The organism is Arthrobacter sp. NPDC057388, assembly GCF_042668165.1.
Taxonomy (GTDB): Bacteria; Actinomycetota; Actinomycetes; order Actinomycetales; family Micrococcaceae; genus Arthrobacter.
Map to the genome: position 1 here is coordinate 1 of NZ_JBHVBL010000064.1, position 17325 is coordinate 17325.

General features: G+C 66.0%; 10 protein-coding genes. 9 read left to right on the top strand and 1 reads right to left on the bottom strand.

Annotation, left to right across the window (positions count from 1 at the left end; genetic code table 11):
• The first annotated feature begins 189 nt into the window (after positions 1-189).
• Positions 190-1056 carry a universal stress protein gene (locus ACFUTU_RS20000; RefSeq protein WP_377967484.1) on the top strand — a complete coding sequence of 289 codons (867 nt, stop codon included), beginning with the start codon at positions 190-192 and terminating at the stop codon, positions 1054-1056.
• 27 nt (positions 1057-1083) lie between these two features.
• On the opposite strand, the gene rarD is transcribed toward ACFUTU_RS20000, so the two are convergent.
• Positions 1084-2118, bottom strand: a complete 1035-nt coding sequence (rarD, locus tag ACFUTU_RS20005) for an EamA family transporter RarD (RefSeq protein ID WP_377967486.1) — start codon at positions 2116-2118, stop codon at positions 1084-1086.
• A 117-nt stretch (positions 2119-2235) separates the two neighbouring features.
• On the opposite strand from rarD, the gene ACFUTU_RS20010 reads away from it, so the two are divergent.
• The 8 genes from ACFUTU_RS20010 (at position 2236) to ACFUTU_RS20045 (ending at position 17258) form a co-directional block, all read left to right on the top strand.
• Entirely contained in the window at positions 2236-3234 is a 999-nt protein-coding gene (locus tag ACFUTU_RS20010) for a DNA topoisomerase IB (protein WP_377967488.1), read from the top strand.
• A 196-nt stretch (positions 3235-3430) separates the two neighbouring features.
• Positions 3431-4876 (top strand): FAD-dependent oxidoreductase, encoded by a 1446-nt coding sequence (locus tag ACFUTU_RS20015; RefSeq protein ID WP_377967490.1) that lies wholly within the window; start codon positions 3431-3433, stop codon positions 4874-4876.
• A 159-nt stretch (positions 4877-5035) separates the two neighbouring features.
• Positions 5036-6412, top strand: a complete 1377-nt coding sequence (locus ACFUTU_RS20020) for a GAF domain-containing protein (RefSeq protein ID WP_377967492.1) — start codon at positions 5036-5038, stop codon at positions 6410-6412.
• Positions 6413-6545: 133 nt separating this feature from the next.
• On the top strand, positions 6546-8069 hold the full coding sequence (locus ACFUTU_RS20025; protein WP_377967494.1) for an aldehyde dehydrogenase family protein: 1524 nt from the start codon (positions 6546-6548) through the stop codon (positions 8067-8069).
• Positions 8070-8107: 38 nt separating this feature from the next.
• Positions 8108-9130 carry an alcohol dehydrogenase AdhP gene (gene adhP, locus ACFUTU_RS20030; protein ID WP_377967496.1) on the top strand — a complete coding sequence of 341 codons (1023 nt, stop codon included), beginning with the start codon at positions 8108-8110 and terminating at the stop codon, positions 9128-9130.
• A complete protein-coding gene (locus ACFUTU_RS20035; RefSeq protein ID WP_377967498.1) occupies positions 9130-9561 on the top strand; it encodes a DUF779 domain-containing protein in 432 nt (143 codons plus the stop codon). The genes adhP and ACFUTU_RS20035 overlap by 1 nt, the downstream gene beginning before the upstream one ends.
• Positions 9562-9935: 374 nt before the next feature.
• Positions 9936-15461: a peroxidase family protein gene (locus ACFUTU_RS20040; protein ID WP_377967500.1), complete on the top strand. Its 5526-nt coding sequence runs from the start codon at positions 9936-9938 to the stop codon at positions 15459-15461.
• A gap of 249 nt (positions 15462-15710) precedes the next feature.
• Positions 15711-17258 carry an amino acid permease gene (locus ACFUTU_RS20045; RefSeq protein WP_377967502.1) on the top strand — a complete coding sequence of 516 codons (1548 nt, stop codon included), beginning with the start codon at positions 15711-15713 and terminating at the stop codon, positions 17256-17258.
• Positions 17259-17325: the final 67 nt, after the last annotated feature.

A 17325-nucleotide genomic window follows, 5' to 3' on the forward strand; every position in this document is an offset into this window, starting at 1 on the left:
ACAGGTACCAAAGGTGCCCGGCCCGCCGTCGTTGTTGCCGCCTCCGTACTCCCATGGGTTCAAGCTGTGTTCCGGTCCGCTGGTGCGGGTGCCGGGGTAGAGTCTTGCTCACCACTGCACTTTCCGCCGCAGGCCGGGAGCGCCGCAGGGATCCGGACACCGGTCTGCCTTACCCAAGAGGGGTTTTGCATGCGATACGTAGTCGGTTACACACCTACCGAGCGGGGCGCGGATGCCGTCGCGCTGGCCACGTCACTGGCGCTGGCCCAGGGCGCAGAACTGGACCTGGTCTATGTGATGAAGCCTGGCACGCCGTATGTTGCCCTGAATCCGGAGGGCAGCCGGGTCAGCGCCGCCGAGCAGGAGGTGCTGACAGCTGAACGGCAGGCCCTGGCACTGGTCCCGGAGGGGCTACCCGCACAATTCCATGCGCGGGAGGCCGATTCCTTCGCGGCCGGTCTCATTGAGGCGGCGGTCGAGTATGAAGCAGGGCTCATCGTGGTGGGGGCCGCCAGTACCGGCCTGTTCAAGCGGTACACCGTGGGCAGCGTCGCCAACGCGCTGCTGCACGCATCGCCGGTTCCGGTGGCACTCGCGCCGCGGGGCTACCAGCGGACAGCGCCGGTCACCAGGCTCACCCTGGCCGTCGGGCAGCGGGCCGGCGCCGAGGCTGCCATCGAGACGGCGATCAGGGCAGCAAAGCGCCGGGGTGTGCCGCTGCGCCTGGTTTCCCTGGTGGTACTCGACGCCGCCGGCGACTCGGGGGAGGCCATCAACGCGGCGCACATCCATGCCAACACCGTCCTGACGGCAGCGTCGGGGAAGGTCCCGGCCGGGCACGAGGTTGGAGTGGCGGTGGCCCACGGCCGCACCATTGAGGAGGCCATCGACGGGCTCGAATGGGACGACGGCGAGATCCTCATCGTGGGTTCCTCCCGCCTGGCCGAGAAGAACCGGATGTTCCTGGGCAGCACAGCCAACAAGGTGCTGCGGGCGCTGCCGGTTCCCATGGTGGTGGTCCCGCGCGATTACGACCGCGCGGACTCGGCCCCCTGACCTTTCCCCGCGGCTTCCTGACGGGCCTTAAGTGTCCGCTCGCGCTTCCTTGCGGGCGAGCCGCTTGGCCGCGGAGTTCTTCCGGGTCGCAGCCAGCATGTCCACGGTGAGCACCAGCAGGGCCAGCCAGACGACGCCGAACCCGATCCAGCGCTCCAGCGTCATGGCTTCACGAAACACCACGAGGGCCACGATGAACTGCAGCACCGGGGCGAAGTACTGCAGCAGACCGATGGTGGTCATCGGCAGCCGGCGGGCGGAGGCCCCGAAGAACACCAGCGGCACGGCGGTGATGACGCCGGACGCCAGGAGCAGCCAGAAGTGCGCGGGGCCCTGGGTGGTCAGGGAGGCAGAGCCGGTGACCGCGAGGAAAACCATCGTGGCAGCGGCCAGGGGAGCGAGGACGATGGACTCCACGGTGAGGCTGGTAACGGCGTCGGCCCGCGGTCCCACCCGCTTCTTCACGAAGCCGTACAGGCCGAAGCTGACGGCCAGCGTCAGGGCGATCCAGGGCAGCTTCCCGTAGGACACGGTCAGCACGCCGACGGCGACAAATCCGATTCCGACGGCGGCCCACTGCAGCGGGCGCAGCGTTTCCTTGAGCACGAACACGCCGAGGAGGACGGACACCAGCGGGTTGATGAAGTAGCCCAGCGAGGTCTCCACCGCCTGCCCCGTGGTGACGCCGTAGGTGTACGTCAGCCAGTTCACCGCGATGAGGCCTGCGGCGACGGCCAGCGTTGCGAGCACGGAGCGGTTCCGCAGGGCGGCACCCAAAACGCGCCACGCCCGGGTAACCGTGATCAGGAGGGCACAGAAGAGCAGCGACCACACCACACGGTTGGCCACGATTTCCACCGCTCCGGCGGGCTGCAGAACGAAGAAGTACAGGGGCAGCAGTCCCCACAGCCCGTACGCGCCAACACCGAACAGGATTCCCGCCGTCGTGTCTTTATCCACCGCCTTTGGTGCACCTGGCTGAGCGGGCGGCGCGGAGCCGGAGGTGCGGCCAGCTGAAACAGTGGAGGAGATTGATCCGTCGGGGTTTGGCACAAGATCCATAACACCATCCCAGGGAGGGGTATTCCGGCTGCCATCGGCAGGGATTTTTTCCTGCGACAGCAAATTAGTCAGTAGGCTTGCCATTATGAGTACGACTCAGCACGGGATGACGGCCCCATGAGGCTCCGCCGCAGCAACTCCTCCGGCCGCGGCTACCGTCGGGTGCGGGCGGGCAGCGGCTTCAGTTACCGGGACCTTGACGGCTCCACGCTGCCGCCCGGGCCGATTCGGGACAGGCTGGAAAGCATCGGCATTCCGCCCGCCTGGACGGACGTGTGGATAGCGCCCTTCGAGAACGGCCACATCCAGGCCGTGGGAACGGATGCCGTCGGCCGCCGGCAGTACATCTACCACCCGGAGTGGCGCGAACGGAAAGACCGCCTGAAATTCGACCGCGCGCTCCAGCTCGCCGAGTCCCTGCCCACCGCCCGCCGGCTGGTCACGATGGACCTAAGATCCGACGGCGTCACCCGGCAACGCGTTCTGGCCGCCGCTTTCAGGATGCTGGATACCGGGTCGCTGCGGGTGGGGTCGGAACGGTACACGAACGAAAACGGCAGCCACGGTCTCGCGACCCTGCTCTGCGCGCACGTGCGCGTCCGGAAGGATTCCCTGTACCTCAGCTTCCCCGCCAAAAGCGGCAAGACCTGGGAGTCCCAGATCATCGACCCGGACCTCGCTCCGCTGGCCCGGACCCTCAAGAAACGCGGCGGCAACGCGCGGCTGCTGGCCTACAAGGACGGCCGCACCTGGCACCCGGTGAGCAGCGCCGACATCAACAGCTACGTGAAGGAGCGCACGGGCGACGACTTCACGGCGAAGGACTTCCGGACCCTGCGCGGCACTGCAGCGGCAGCCGTCAGCCTCGCCCGGAGCGGGCCGCAGAAAACGGAGGCGAAGCGGAAACGGGCCATCAGCGTCGCCATGATGGAGGCGGCCGCGGTGCTGGGCAACACGCCGTCCATCGCCCGCAAAAGCTACGTTGACCCCCGGCTGCTGGACCATTTCGCGGCCGGCGAGACCATCGACCCCAAGCGCCTGGATTCGGCGGAGTCGGAACTGCGCGCACTGCTGTACCGCGAAGGCGACGTGGTGGCCCTGCGCAAGAGCGGCTGACGCGGCCAAAGCGGCCGGTGCGTGCCCACGGATGCCGGGGCCGCCGTCGTAATGCCTTCCGCACCCCCGCTGAAGGGCCGCAGTCCGTCACGGGCCGCAGTGCGCCGTCACGGGCGGGACGCCCGGCCGGGCGGACAATTAGAATTGAAAACTGCGCGCCGCTGGGGCGCGGTCTCCCGTTCCGGAAGGGCTTACGGTGTCCAACACAGCTGAATCCACGGCCAAGCGCCCGCTCCGCGTCGCGATCGTCGGCGCAGGACCCGCGGGGGTCTACGCCGCGGACATCCTGACCAAGTCCAACGAGGTCAAGGACGGCGACTTTGAGGTGAGCATCGATCTCTTCGAGGCCTACCCGGCACCCTATGGCCTGATCCGCTACGGCGTGGCCCCGGACCACCCGCGCATCAAAGGCATCGTCAACGCCCTGCACAAGGTCCTGGACCGCGGCGACATCAGGTTCCTGGGCAATGTCACGTACGGCCGGGATCTCACGCTGCACGACTTCCGCGCCTTCTACGACGCCGTCATCTTTTCCACGGGCGCCATCAAGGACGCCGACCTGGACATCCCCGGCATTGACCTGGAGGGCTCCTTCGGCGCCGCGGATTTCGTGTCCTGGTACGACGGGCACCCGGACGTTCCGCGCGAATGGCCGCTGGACGCCAAGGAAATCGCGGTGATCGGCAACGGCAACGTGGCCCTCGACGTGGCACGGATGCTGGTGAAGCACGCCGACGAGCTCCTCGTCACCGAGATCCCGGACAACGTCTACCAGGCCCTGAAGAACTCACCAGTCACCGATGTCCACGTCTTCGGCCGCCGGGGCCCTGCCCAGGTGAAGTTCACGCCGCTGGAGCTGCGCGAACTCAGCCACGCCCGCGACGTCGACATTGTGCTGTACCCGGAGGACTTCGAGTTCGACGAGGCCTCCGACGACGCGATCCGGAGCAACAACCAGACCAAGACCATGGTGAACACCATGACCAACTGGCTCGTCGAGGAGCATGCCGAGTCTGAACAGCCGTCGTCGCGCCGGCTGCACCTGCACTTCCTGCACAGCCCGGTCGAGATTTACGGGAGCGAGTCCGCCGACGGCGGCTCCGGCAAGGTGGCCGGCATCAAGTTTGAGCGCATGCAGCTTGACGGCACCGGCAACGTCAAGGGCACGGGGGAGTTCATCGACTACCCGGTGCAGGCGGTGTACCGGGCCATCGGGTACCACGGCTCCGCGCTGGACGAGCTGGAATACGACGCAAAGCGCGGCGTCATCCCCAACGAGGGCGGCCGCGTCCTGGACGCCAACGGGAATCCCGTCCCCGGCATCTACACCACGGGCTGGATCAAGCGCGGACCCGTCGGTCTGATCGGGCACACAAAGGGCGACGCCCTGGAAACCATCGGCTTCCTCCTCGAAGACCGGCTCACCCTGCCGCCGGCGCAGAACCCCGATCCGCAGGCGATCATCGACCTGCTCGAGGAGCGCGGCATCGAGTACACCACCTGGGAGGGCTGGAACAAGCTGAACGCCCACGAGGAAGCCCTCGGCGCGTCGTGGTCGGAATCCGCCGCTTCGGACGGCGTGGTGCGCGAACGCATCAAGGTGGTGCCGCGCGAGGACATGATCCGGATCTCCCGCGCCTGACCCTCCTCCCGGCTGAGGAGTTTTTGTACAGATAATGGCCGTTTGGCACGTTTCAAACCCGAGTATCTGTACAAAAACTCCAGCCCCTGTGCACCTTCTGCCGGGCCCGTGCGGTGGACTAGAATGTCGCGGGCAAGCGTTTGGGCGAGTGGGAGTTCGATGAAGAACCTGATCCAGCCGGCGGCACCCGAGACCACGGATTCGGTGTTGCTGCAGCGCCGCGCCCTGGCAGGCCACGAACTCCTGGACAGCAGCACCCGGGCCGAAGCCTTCCCGGACGCGGAGGAGATCCCGGGCCTGCGCAGCCTGATCCGCGAATCCTGGCAGCGGTCCGCCAGGCTGCGCGCCAACCCGGACCTCCCCGAGGCCCCGCTGGCCATCGCCCCGGACGAGCTCGAGGAGTACCGGCGGCAGCACCCCTTGGCCGCCATCATGCCCGTGATCCAGAAGCTCCTCATTCGGCCAAGCCACGACAGCGGCCTGCTGGTGGCCGTCGGCGACGAGGTGGGCAGGCTGCTCTGGGTGGAAGGCGATACCGGTGTGCGGAGCCGCGCCGAGGGCATGATGTTCGTTCCCGGCGCGGACTGGTCGGAGGCTACCGTGGGCACCAGCGCGCCCGGCACCGCCCTCGCTTTGGGCCGTGGCATCCAGATTTCCGGCGCCGAACACTACAAGCGCTCCGTCCACCCGTGGAGCTGTACCGCGGTGCCGTTCCAGGACCCCGACTCCGGCGCGCTGCTCGGCGTCGTGGACATCACCGGCACCGAGGCGGCCGTCGCACCGCACACGCTCTCCCTCGTGGAGGCCACGGTGGCGGCGGCGCAGGCCCAGCTGCGGGTCGAACGCCTCCAGCTGGCCGCCGAACAGGAACGCACTAAAGCACGACGGCGGCACCCGGGTCCGGGGGCGGCCGGCGGTTCCGCCCGGGAAGGCAGCCTGTACCGGAACAGCCTGCAGCTGCTGGGCCGCGACCAGGCCTTGCTCAGCATCGAGGGCCGCAGCGTGGTGCTTTCCGCCCGGCACAGTGAAATCCTGGCCCTGCTCAGCACGCACCCGGACGGGCTCAGCGCCGAGGAACTGTGCGTCCTCCTCTATCCGGGGGACGGTTCCACCATCACCCTGCGCGCCGAGATGGTGCGCCTCCGGAAGGTCCTGCAGCAGCTGAACCCCGCCGCGGTGCCGGAGTCCCGGCCGTACCGGCTGCCCATGGACCTGCTGCCGGACAGCAGCCAGGTGCTCACCTGCCTGCAGCGCGGCGCGCACCGCATCGCCCTCGACATCTACCGCGGCGCCGTCCTGCCCCGCTCGGAGGCGCCCGGCGTCGTCGAGCTCCGGAACCGGGTGTCCGCGCTGCTGCGCGAGGCCGTCCTGACCGACGGCAGCGCCGACTCACTGCTCAAGTACGCCGAACTGCCGGAGGCCGCGGACGACGCGGGCGTGCGCCGTGCCGCGCTAAAACTCCTGCCGCCCCGCTCACCCAAGCGGGCCGCCGTCGTCGCCGACCTGGAGCGGCTGGAAGCCGAACTGGGCGCTTAACATCGGCGCTGGGCCCACCACCTGCCCTTCGACTGACCTCGCAACCTGGCTGCAACCTGCCCGCTCCTAGGCTCGGTGCATCGGCGATCACCACGAGATATCGCCTCCGTGTTGCACAGCAAAGGAGCTAGCAATGACCGTTTACGCACAGCCCGGCACCGAAGGTTCGAAGGTCACGTTCAAGGACCGCTACGAGAACTGGATCGGCGGCGAATGGGTTGCCCCCGTGAAGGGCCAGTACTTCGAGAACATCACCCCCGTCACCGGCAAGCCCTTCTGTGAGGTGGCCCGCGGCACCGCCGAGGACATCGAACTCGCCCTGGACGCCGCGCACAAGGTGGCTCCCTCCTGGGGCAAAACCTCTGTGGCCGAACGCGCCGCGATCCTGAACAGGATCGCGGACCGCATCGAGGCCAACGTCGAACTGCTCGCCGTCGCGGAGACCTGGGACAACGGCAAGCCCGTCCGGGAAACCCTCAACGCGGACATCCCGCTGGCTGCCGACCACTTCCGCTACTTCGCCTCCGCCGTCCGTGCCCAGGAGGGCCGGCTGTCCCAGCTCGACGACGACACCACCGCCTACCACTTCCACGAGCCGCTCGGCGTCGTGGGCCAGATCATCCCGTGGAACTTCCCCATCCTGATGGCCGTCTGGAAGCTGGCCCCCGCGCTCGCGGCGGGCAACGCCGTCGTCCTCAAACCCGCCGAACAGACGCCGACGTCGATCCTGGTCCTGATCGAGCTCATCAGCGACCTGCTGCCGGCCGGCGTGGTCAACGTGGTCAACGGCTTCGGCGTCGAGGCCGGCAAACCGCTCGCCTCGAGCCCGCGGATCCGCAAGATCGCCTTCACCGGCGAAACCACCACCGGGCGGCTGATCAGCCAGTACGCCTCCAACAACCTGATCCCTGTGACGCTGGAGCTCGGCGGCAAGAGCCCGAACATCTTCTTCAACGACGTCGCGGACTCCAACGACGCCTTCTATGACAAGGCGCTTGAAGGCTTCGCGCTTTTCGCCTTCAACCAGGGCGAGGTCTGCACCTGCCCGTCGCGCGCCCTGGTCCATGAAGGCATCTACGACTCCTTCATGGGCGATGCCCTGGCCCGGACCGAGAAGATCATCCAGGGAAACCCGCTGGACACCGAAACCCAGATCGGAGCCCAGGCCTCCAACGACCAGCTGGAGAAGATCCTCTCCTACATCGACATCGGAAAGCAGGAGGGCGCCAAGGTCCTCACCGGCGGGGCACGCGCCGAGCTGTCCGGAGACCTGGCCGGCGGCTACTACATCCAGCCCACGGTCTTCGAGGGCCACAACCGGATGCGCATCTTCCAGGAGGAGATCTTCGGCCCCGTGGTGTCCGTGACCCGTTTCAGCGACTACAACGACGCCATGGGCATCGCCAACGACACCCTCTACGGCCTCGGCGCCGGCGTCTGGTCCCGCAACGGCAACGTCGCATACCGGGCGGGCCGGGAGATCCAGGCCGGCCGCGTCTGGGTCAACAACTACCATGCCTACCCGGCCGGTGCCGCGTTCGGCGGCTACAAGTCCTCGGGCATCGGGCGCGAGAACCACGCCATGATGCTGGACCACTACCAGCAGACCAAGAACCTGCTGGTCAGCTACAGCGAAAACAAGCTCGGCTTCTTCTAAACCCAAACAACCGATTCAACGACGCAAGGATTTCGCCAATGACGACGACAATGCAAGCAGCCGTAGTATCCGAATTCGCCAAGGACCTCCAGATCCAGGACATCCCCGTTCCCACGCCCGGCCGCGGACAGGCCCTGGTCAGGCTGATCACCACCGGGGTCTGCCACACCGACCTTCACGCCGCCGAAGGGGACTGGCCTGTCAAGCCGTCACCTCCCTTCGTGCCCGGCCACGAAGGCGTGGGCGAGGTGGTTGCGCTCGGTGAGGGAGTGACCGACCTCACCGTCGGCGACCTGGTGGGCAATGCCTGGCTGTGGTCCGCCTGCGGCGACTGCCAGTACTGCCGCACCGGGTGGGAAACGCTGTGCGAGGCCCAGAAGAACGCCGGCTACAGCGTGGACGGATCCTTCGGCGAGTACATGCTGGTGGACAGCCGTTTCGCAGCCCGGATACCGGCGGGCTCTGATCCCGTGGAGGTGGCCCCGGTGCTCTGTGCCGGCGTCACGGTCTACAAGGGACTGAAAATGACCGAGGCCAAGCCGGGGGAGTGGGTCACCATCTCGGGCATCGGCGGCCTGGGGCACATCGCCGTCCAGTACGCCGTGGCCATGGGACTGCGCGTCGCCGCCGTCGATATCGCGGACGACAAACTGGCCCTCGCCAGCAAGCACGGCGCCGAGCTGACCGTCAACGCGCTGCACGAGGATCCCGCGGAAGTCATCCAGCGTGAAACCGGAGGCTGCCACGGAGTCCTGGTCACGGCCGTGCACCCGTCGGCCTTCGGCCAGGCCATCGGCATGGCGCGCCGCGGCGGCACGATCGTGTTCAACGGGCTGCCGCCGGGCGACTTCCCGGCACCGATCTTCGAGATCGTGCTCAAGGGCCTGACCGTCCGCGGCTCCATCGTGGGCACCCGGCAGGACCTGGAGGAGGCACTGGATTTCTACGCGCAGGGCAAGATCCACCCCACGGTGTCCACACGGGAACTCTCGGAGGTCAATGCGGTCTTCGATGAGATGAAGCACGCGAAGATCGACGGCCGCGTGGTGCTGCGGTTCTGATGGGCGCCAGGCTGGACGCCGCGGTGACGCTGCCCGGGGAGGCTTTTTCCCGGGTGGCGCTCACCGCCGACGCGGTGACGCTGCTGCGGAAGCTCTGGGCGCGGCACGGGCCGCTCATGTTCCACCAGTCCGGCGGCTGCTGCGACGGCTCCGCGCCCATGTGCTATCCGAGCGGGGACTTCCTCACCGGTGACTCGGACGTGCTGCTGGGGCGGTTTGATATTTCCGCGAACGACGGCGGAGGGTCAGGTTCCGCGGACGACGGCGGCCAGCCGCTGGAGTTCTGGATGTCCAGGGAACAGTTCGGCTACTGGAGCCACACCCACCTGACGGTGGATGTGGTGGACGGCCGGGGCAGCGGGTTTTCGGTCGAAGCACCGGAGGGCAAGCGTTTCCTGATCCGCTCCACGCTCATGGATTGGCCGGTGTAAGAGAACCCGGATCCAGGACGTAATACTTCCGGCAAATGGTGCACGGGTGGGGCCGCAGACTGGCGGCCCCACCCGTGCGATGCCGGTTAATCCAGTGATTGGAAACCCCCAATTTGGGTGGCTTCAGGGGGTAAATAGATTCGGTCCGGCCGCTTCCACAAGGTTTTCACGGGCAGAGCCACAGACGATGGCACGGTCATAACCCTCCTAGCGGCAGGTGTGCCATGAATGTCTCAGCATGGAAGTCAGAGGGGGGAGCGGATCAAAGTCGATCCGCTTCACCCACCAATCCACCAACAAACCGGCGTCAACGACGCAAGAAGCACCGCAAACAAACGTTCTCCATTAAGACGGTTGCGGCAGCAACCACACTGATGATGCCAGTCGCCATGGGACTTCCCGTGGTGGCAGCCAACGCAGTCCAGGCGCCGGTGGGGGAAGGTTTCACCATCACGGCTTCTGATCTCTCCTTCATCCTGAAGCAGATCAAGATTGCCGAGCGGCACGCTGCAACCTATACCCCGGACAATCTGTGCGGCACTCTGATCGGCACGGGGCCCGACCAGATCCCGAGCCCCCTCGTCTCGGCGGGTCTGCGGACGGTGGACGGGTCGTGCAACAACCTTCAGCCGGGCCAGGAGACGTTCGGTGCGGCTGACCAGAAATTCCCGCGCCTGACCACGCCGGTGTTCAAGGGCGCCGAGAACTCGCCTCCCGGCTTTGGGCCTTCCCAGTCGACGTCGTACGCGCAAAAGAAGGGCAACGTTTTCGACTCGGAGCCCCGCGTGATCAGCAACCTGATCGTTGACCAGACCTCGAGGAACCCGGCGGCAGTTGCTGCAGCAGGCAACCCCGTTCGGACGCAGGGCAACGAAGGCGTTATTCCCTGCACGAAAGACCCGGACCCCCTGGCCACGCCGCCCGTCGTTGGCGAGCCGGCGAACTGCGTGCCGTCGAACAGCACGTTGTTCATCGAGAACGTGACCACCGACGTCGGTCTTTCCCCACCCTACAACTCGATGTTCACCCTGTTCGGACAGTTTTTCGACCACGGCGTGGACCAGACCGTCAAGAGCGGCGGAACTGTCTACGTGCCCCTGAAGGCGGATGATCCGCTGCGCACCGTGGGCCCTGACGGCAAAGCCAACACCGGTGATGAAGTCCCCGCCAGCCAGGCTTTCATGGTGCTGACCCGCGGCCAGAACCAGCCCGGCCCGGACGGCGTCCTGGGCGATAACCCCGCCACTCCTGCCGATGAGAGTGCCGACGATATCCAGGACGCGAACAACACGGACTCACCCTGGGTCGACCAGAGCCAGACCTACACCTCGCACTCGTCACACCAGGTGTTCCTGCGGGAATACGTCGACAACGCCGACGGCAAGCCGGTTTCAACGGGCAAGCTGCTCGGTGGTCCCGCTGGCCCTACCGCCGGCGGCATGGCTACCTGGGAGACGACCAAAAAGCAGGCATCGGAGCGTCTCGGCATCCTTCTCGAGGACAAGGACGTACTGAACGTTCCCATGATCGCCGCGGACCCCTACGGCAAGTTCATCCCCGGCCCGGAACGCGGACTTCCGCAGTTCGTGACCGCGGGCGGACTCGTTGAAGCCAACCGCGCCGACAACGAAGGTAAGGGCACCAAGGTACCGGCCAACGTCAAGTACTTTGACACCCCGTTCCTCACGGACATCGCGCACAACGCAGACCCGTCACCACAGGACACGGACCACAACCCCGCGACTCCCAAGGTTATGCCGACGCCCGATGCGGACAACACAGCCTCGGCCGACTTCGCCAGCCAGGTACCCGGCACCTACGACGACGAGATGCTGAACGCGCACTTCATCGCAGGTGACGGCCGCGTCAACGAGAACATCGGGTTGACGGCGATCCACCAGATTTTCCACTCCGAGCACGACCGGCTTGTCGGTGACATCAAGAACGTGCTCACCACCGACACGTCCGCCAGAGGAGTGGAGGCCCTGAAGGAATGGAAGTCACTTACGGGCGCAGGCAGCGCCGATGTTCCTGCTGACGGCTGGAACGGTGAGCGCCTCTTCCAGGCCGCACGGTTCATCACGGAAATGGAGTACCAGCACCTGGTCTTCGAGGAGTTCGCCCGCAAGGTGCAGCCGGCGATCAACCCCTTTGAACCGTTCGCTTTCACCCAGACGGAACTCAACCCGGCGGTCAAGGCTGAATTCGCCCACGCCGTCTACCGCTTCGGCCACTCCATGCTGACCGAAACCATCTCGCGCAGGAACGAGGACGGTGCAGGCCCCGACACCGTGTTCGGCACGTCTGACGACACCAAGGGCAGCCAGAACGACATCTCGCTGCTCGATGGTTTCCTGAACCCGCCGGAGTACACCAACGGCGGCCCTGCCGGCGCGCTCACCTCGGAAGAGGCCGCCGGAAGCATCATCATGGGAATGTCGGACCAGGCGGGCAACGAACTGGACGAGTTCGTCACTGACACACTCCGCAACAACCTGCTGGGCCTGCCCATGGACCTCGCAACCATCAACATGACGCGGGCACGTTCTGAAGGTATTCCGCGGCTGAACGTGCTTCGCCGTGAGATCTTCAATAAGACCAATGACGGCCAGCTGAAGCCCTACACCAACTGGGTGGACTTCGGCGAGAACCTCAAGCACCCGGAGTCGCTCGTCAACTTCGTCGCCGCCTATGGCCTGCACCCCTCCATCACCGGGGCAACCACGGCCGCCGCCAAGAGGGAGGCCGCGCGGCTGATCGTGAAACCGGAATCAGGCGAGGTCCCCCCGGCTGACGCTGCGGACTTCATGAACAGCACGGGCACGAACTGGTCCAACGACGGCGTCAACTCCAAGACCGGCCTCGACAACGTCGACCTCTGGATCGGCGGCCTCGCTGAGCAGACCGTCGTGTTTGGCGGCCTGCTGGGCAGCACGTTCAACTACGTCTTCGAGAACCAGCTGACCGATCTGCAGAACGGTGACCGCCTCTACTACCTGGCACGCACGCCGGGCATGAACCTGCGGGCGCAACTGGAAGGTAACTCCTTTGCGGAGATGATGATGCGCAACACGAACGTGAAGAGCCTCAAGGCGGACGCGTTCGCCACCTCGGACTGCAAGTTTGAACTGAAGAAGCTGGCAGGCACCGCCGAAGGCTTCGCGGCCAGCGGCAATACCGTTGCGGACGATCCGGACTCAGAATGCGATGAGTCCGCTGTCCTGGTCCGTATGGCCGACGGCACCATCAAGTACCGTGCGAGGAACACCGTTGATCCCTCCGGCATCAACGGCCAGAGCGTCTACAACGGCACTGCCGGCGTGGACCGTGTCTATGGCGGCAACGACAGTGACACGTTCTGGGGTGGTGAGGGCAACGACATCATCGAAGGTGGTGACGGAGCCGACGTCGCACTCGGCGGCGAAGGTGATGACATCATCACCGACCTCGCAGGCGACGACGTCCCGAAGGGCGGACCCGGCAACGACGCGATCGACGCCGGGCCCGGCCTGGACATCATCATGGCTGGCGATGGCAACGACTTCACCAACGGCGGAGCCAATGCCAACGAGACCTTCGGCGGCACCGGTGACGACTTCATCATGCTCGGTCAGAGCCTTGACGCAGCATTCGGCGACAGCGGCGATGACTGGGAAGAAGGCGGAGACCAGCCCGACCTCATGCAGGGGGACAGCGGCAACCTGTTCTTCCTCGATGACTCGCAGAAGCCCGGACACGACATCCTGATCGGCCAGGGCGGCGACGACGACTACGACATGGAGGGCGGCGATGACATCGGTCTCGGCGGTCCCGGCATCGAAAAGGTTGCAGGAGCCTCCGGCTACGACTGGGAGATCGGCCTTGGGGATCCCCAGCCGCAGAACCTGGATCTTGACCTGCCGCTTGTTCCGCTTGACATCCTGAGCGTTGATGTCCGCGACAAGTTCAACGAAGTTGAGGCGGCCTCGGGCTGGAAGTTCGATGACAAGATCCGCGGCGACGACGTTGTTCCCAGCGCCGTCGGAGGCGGCGGCTTCATCGGCTGCAACGTTCTGGACCAGGAAGGTGTTGGCCGGATTAACGGGCTTAGCGACCTGGTTTCGGCCTTCCCGACGCTGAAGTCCGATGTTGAGGCAGCTTCGGCATCCAAGGACTGCCCGGTCCTCACCGGTACGAACGTCTGGGGCGAAGGCAACATCCTCCTTGGTGGCGGCGGTTCCGACCTTCTTGAGGGCCGCGGCGCCAACGACATCATCGACGGCGACCGGTACCTTTCCGTCCGGCTCAGTGTCCGGAACCCGGATGATCGGAACGTCGAGATCGGCAGCGCCGCTGCCGATGGCCCGGGCCAGAGCGCGATGACCAGCCAGTACCAGAAGGGTGCAGACGGCAAGTTGTTCGGTCCGACGCTCCAGGAAGCTGTGTTCGCTGGAACTGTGAACCCCGGCGACATCGTGGCCGTCCGCGAAATCCTCACGGCCTCCGGTGGAACGGACTCAGCAGTGTTCTCCGGTCCGGAAATCAACTACACCGTGAGCACTATCGGTGCCAATGGCGCCCCTGCCGCCCTTGGTTCGCCGGGGTCAACCACCACGGTGACCGACAACACCGGTACGGACGGCACGGACACCCTGCGGAACATCGAACGCCTCGTGTTCTCGGACACCGTTGCTCCGGCGGCCCCCGTCATCGGCGCAGCCACAGTCGGGAATGGCCAGGCAACGGTCAACTTCACCCCGGCGGCAGGCGGCGTGGCCACCAGCTTCCAGGTGCGGGTGGTCGACCGTTCAGGCGCCCAGGTAGGCGCACTTCGGACGGCAGACGCCGGTGCCACCAGCCTCGTGGTCACTGGCCTGACCAACGGAACCCCTGTCCGGTTCCAGGTTCGGGCACTGAACGCGATCGGCACCAGCGACTTCTCGGCGCTGTCCAACGAAGTCACTCCCGCAGTCCCGGCAGTCGCGGGCGCTCCGACCATCGGCACGGCATCGGCCGGAAATGCACAGGCCACGGTGAGGTGGACCGCCCCAGCGACGGTTGCCAACGCCCCGGCCATCACGCAGCACCGGATCCGCGTCTTCGTGGGAACGGGCACCACTCCGGCCCGCGAAGTGATTGTGGGCAACGTGACGAACACGGTTGTCACCGGACTGATCAACGGCACCGGCTACACGTTCGATGTCTCGGCGATCAATGCGGCCGGCACGGGGGCACCTTCGGCCCGCAGCGCGCTCGTTACGCCGCGGACCGAGTTCGTGGCGCCGACCATCACTGCCAGGACGCCTGCCGCGGGCGCCAGGTCCGTCAGCCAGACGAACAACCTCGCCGTGACGTTCAGTGAGCCTGTCACCAACGTCACCAACACCTCAGTGGTACTGCGACTCGGCACCACCGCCGTCCCCGCCACGGTCACGTACAACAACGCGACGCGGACGGCAACGGTGAACCCGAACGCCAACCTCCTCGCCGACCGGACCTACACGGTCTCAGTCTCGGGGGCAGCCGCGGCTGTCGCAGTCCGTGACACCGCCGGCAACACCATGGCGAACTCGGCATGGCAGTTCACCACCGGTCCCGCTCCGACGGTTGTGGCACTGTCGCCCGGCGGCGGCGCCACGAACGTGAGCCGCACCGCCAATATGACGGCAAGGTTCAGCGAGGGAGTTACCGGCGTGAACGGGACCACCGTCCGTCTCATCCAGCAGTCCAATGGTGCAGTTGTTAACGCCGTTGTCTCGTACAACGCCGCCACGCGGACCGCGACCCTCAACCCGTCGACGACCCTGCTGGCCAACACCCAGTACAGGTTCGCACTGACGGGCGGGACAACCGCCATCAGGGACCTGGCCGGGAACCCGCTCGGATCAGGGGCCTGGATCTTCAGGACAGGGACGCGATAGGAGCGGCGGGGCTGCGGCTGCCAATGCAGTCCGCAGCCCGGCACTCCCCACCCATCCCATTCTCTGACGCGTAATTTCACCGGACCCCACGCCCGGCCCTCCACACCGCGCAGCCGCAGCGCGGGAGAGGGCCGGGCGTGGTTTTTCCTGCTGTCTGTCTCGTTATTCGAGACAAATATGGCCGTCCACTGGATGGACACTACACTTGATAGGTCTGTTTCCATCCCCTATCAGGATCGTGGACTTCCAATGAATCTTTTCCGGACCAAATCCATCGAGCAGTCAATCGCCGACGCCGATGAGCCCGGACGCAAGCTGAAGCGCTCCCTGAGCACCTGGGACCTCATGATCATGGGCGTCGCTGTTGCCGTCGGTGCGGGCATCTTCTCAGTGGGCGCCAAAGCCGCTGCGAACTTCGCCGGCCCCGCTGTCACCATCTCCTTCCTGGTCGCCGCCATCACCTGTGCCCTGGCGATCATGTGCTACGCCGAATTCGCCACCGCCATCCCGGTAGCCGGCTCCGCCTACGTTTTCACTTACGCCACCATGGGCGAGATCCTGGCCTGGATCATCGGCTGGAACCTCATCCTGGAACTCTTCACCGCGGCAGCCGTGATCGCCAAGTACTGGGGCATCTACCTCAGCAAGGTCTTCGCGCTCATGGGTGTGGAGATGCCGCCTGCCATCTCCATTGGCGGCGTTGACCTGTACTGGGGCGCCTTCCTCATCGTTGCCGTCTTCACCGTGCTGCTGGTGCTCGGAACCAAGCTCTCGGCCCGTGTGGGCAACATCTTCACGCTCATCAAAATCGGCGTGGTGGTCTTCGTGATCGTGGTCGGCTTCACCTACGTGAAGTTCTCCAACTACACCCCCTTCGTCCCGGCGTCTGAGCCCACGGCCAACGCCGGCGCCGCCGACGTCATGAAGCAGTCGTTCTTCGGCTTCCTCACCGGCGCTGCCCCCGCACAGTACGGCACCCTCGGCATCTTCGCCGGTGCAGCCCTCGTGTTCTTCGCCTTCATCGGCTTCGACGTGGTGGCCACCTCCGCTGAAGAGGTCAAGAACCCGCAGAAGACGCTGCCCCGCGGCATCTTCGGAGGCCTGGCCCTGGTGACCCTGCTGTACATTCTGGTGTCGCTTGCGCTGACCGGCATGGTGTCCTACACGCAGCTCGCCGAGGCGGAGAGCCCCACCCTCACCACGGCCTTCGAAGCCGTCGGAAACACGGACGCCGCGAAGGTAATCGCGTTTGGTTCCCTGGTGGGCCTGACCACCGTGATCATGGTGCTGCTGATGGGTCTGGCCCGCGTAGTGCTGGCGATGAGCCGCGACGGCCTGCTGCCCCGCTCCCTTTCCAAGACCAGCGAAAAGCGCTCCACACCGGTCCGGCTGCAGATCATCTGCGGTGCCGCCGTCGCCCTGGTTGCCGGCCTCACCAACGTGGACCTGCTCGAGGAAATGATCAACATCGGAACGCTGTCCGCGTTCGTCATGGTCAGCCTGGGCATCCTCGTGCTGCGCAAGAAGCGCCCGGACCTGAAGCCCGCCTTCCGGGTCCCGTTCGGCAAGGTGCTTCCCGTCCTTTCCGCCGTGTTGTGCCTGTACCTGATGACCAACCTTGCCGTGGAGACCTGGATCTTCTTCGGCATCTGGCTGGCCCTGGGCATTGCCATCTACTTCGCCTACGGGCAGCGGCACTCCCGCCTCAATGAGAAGTTCGCCGGCGCCAAAGCCGCAGTGGACGGCTACTCAGGCGATCTCGACGACCGCGACGACGACGCCTTGACCAGGGCCTAGCCCGGCCTGAAGCCAGAGCCAGCCGGGCTTCGCATACCGCCGCCCCCTGACGCATGCGTCAGGGGGC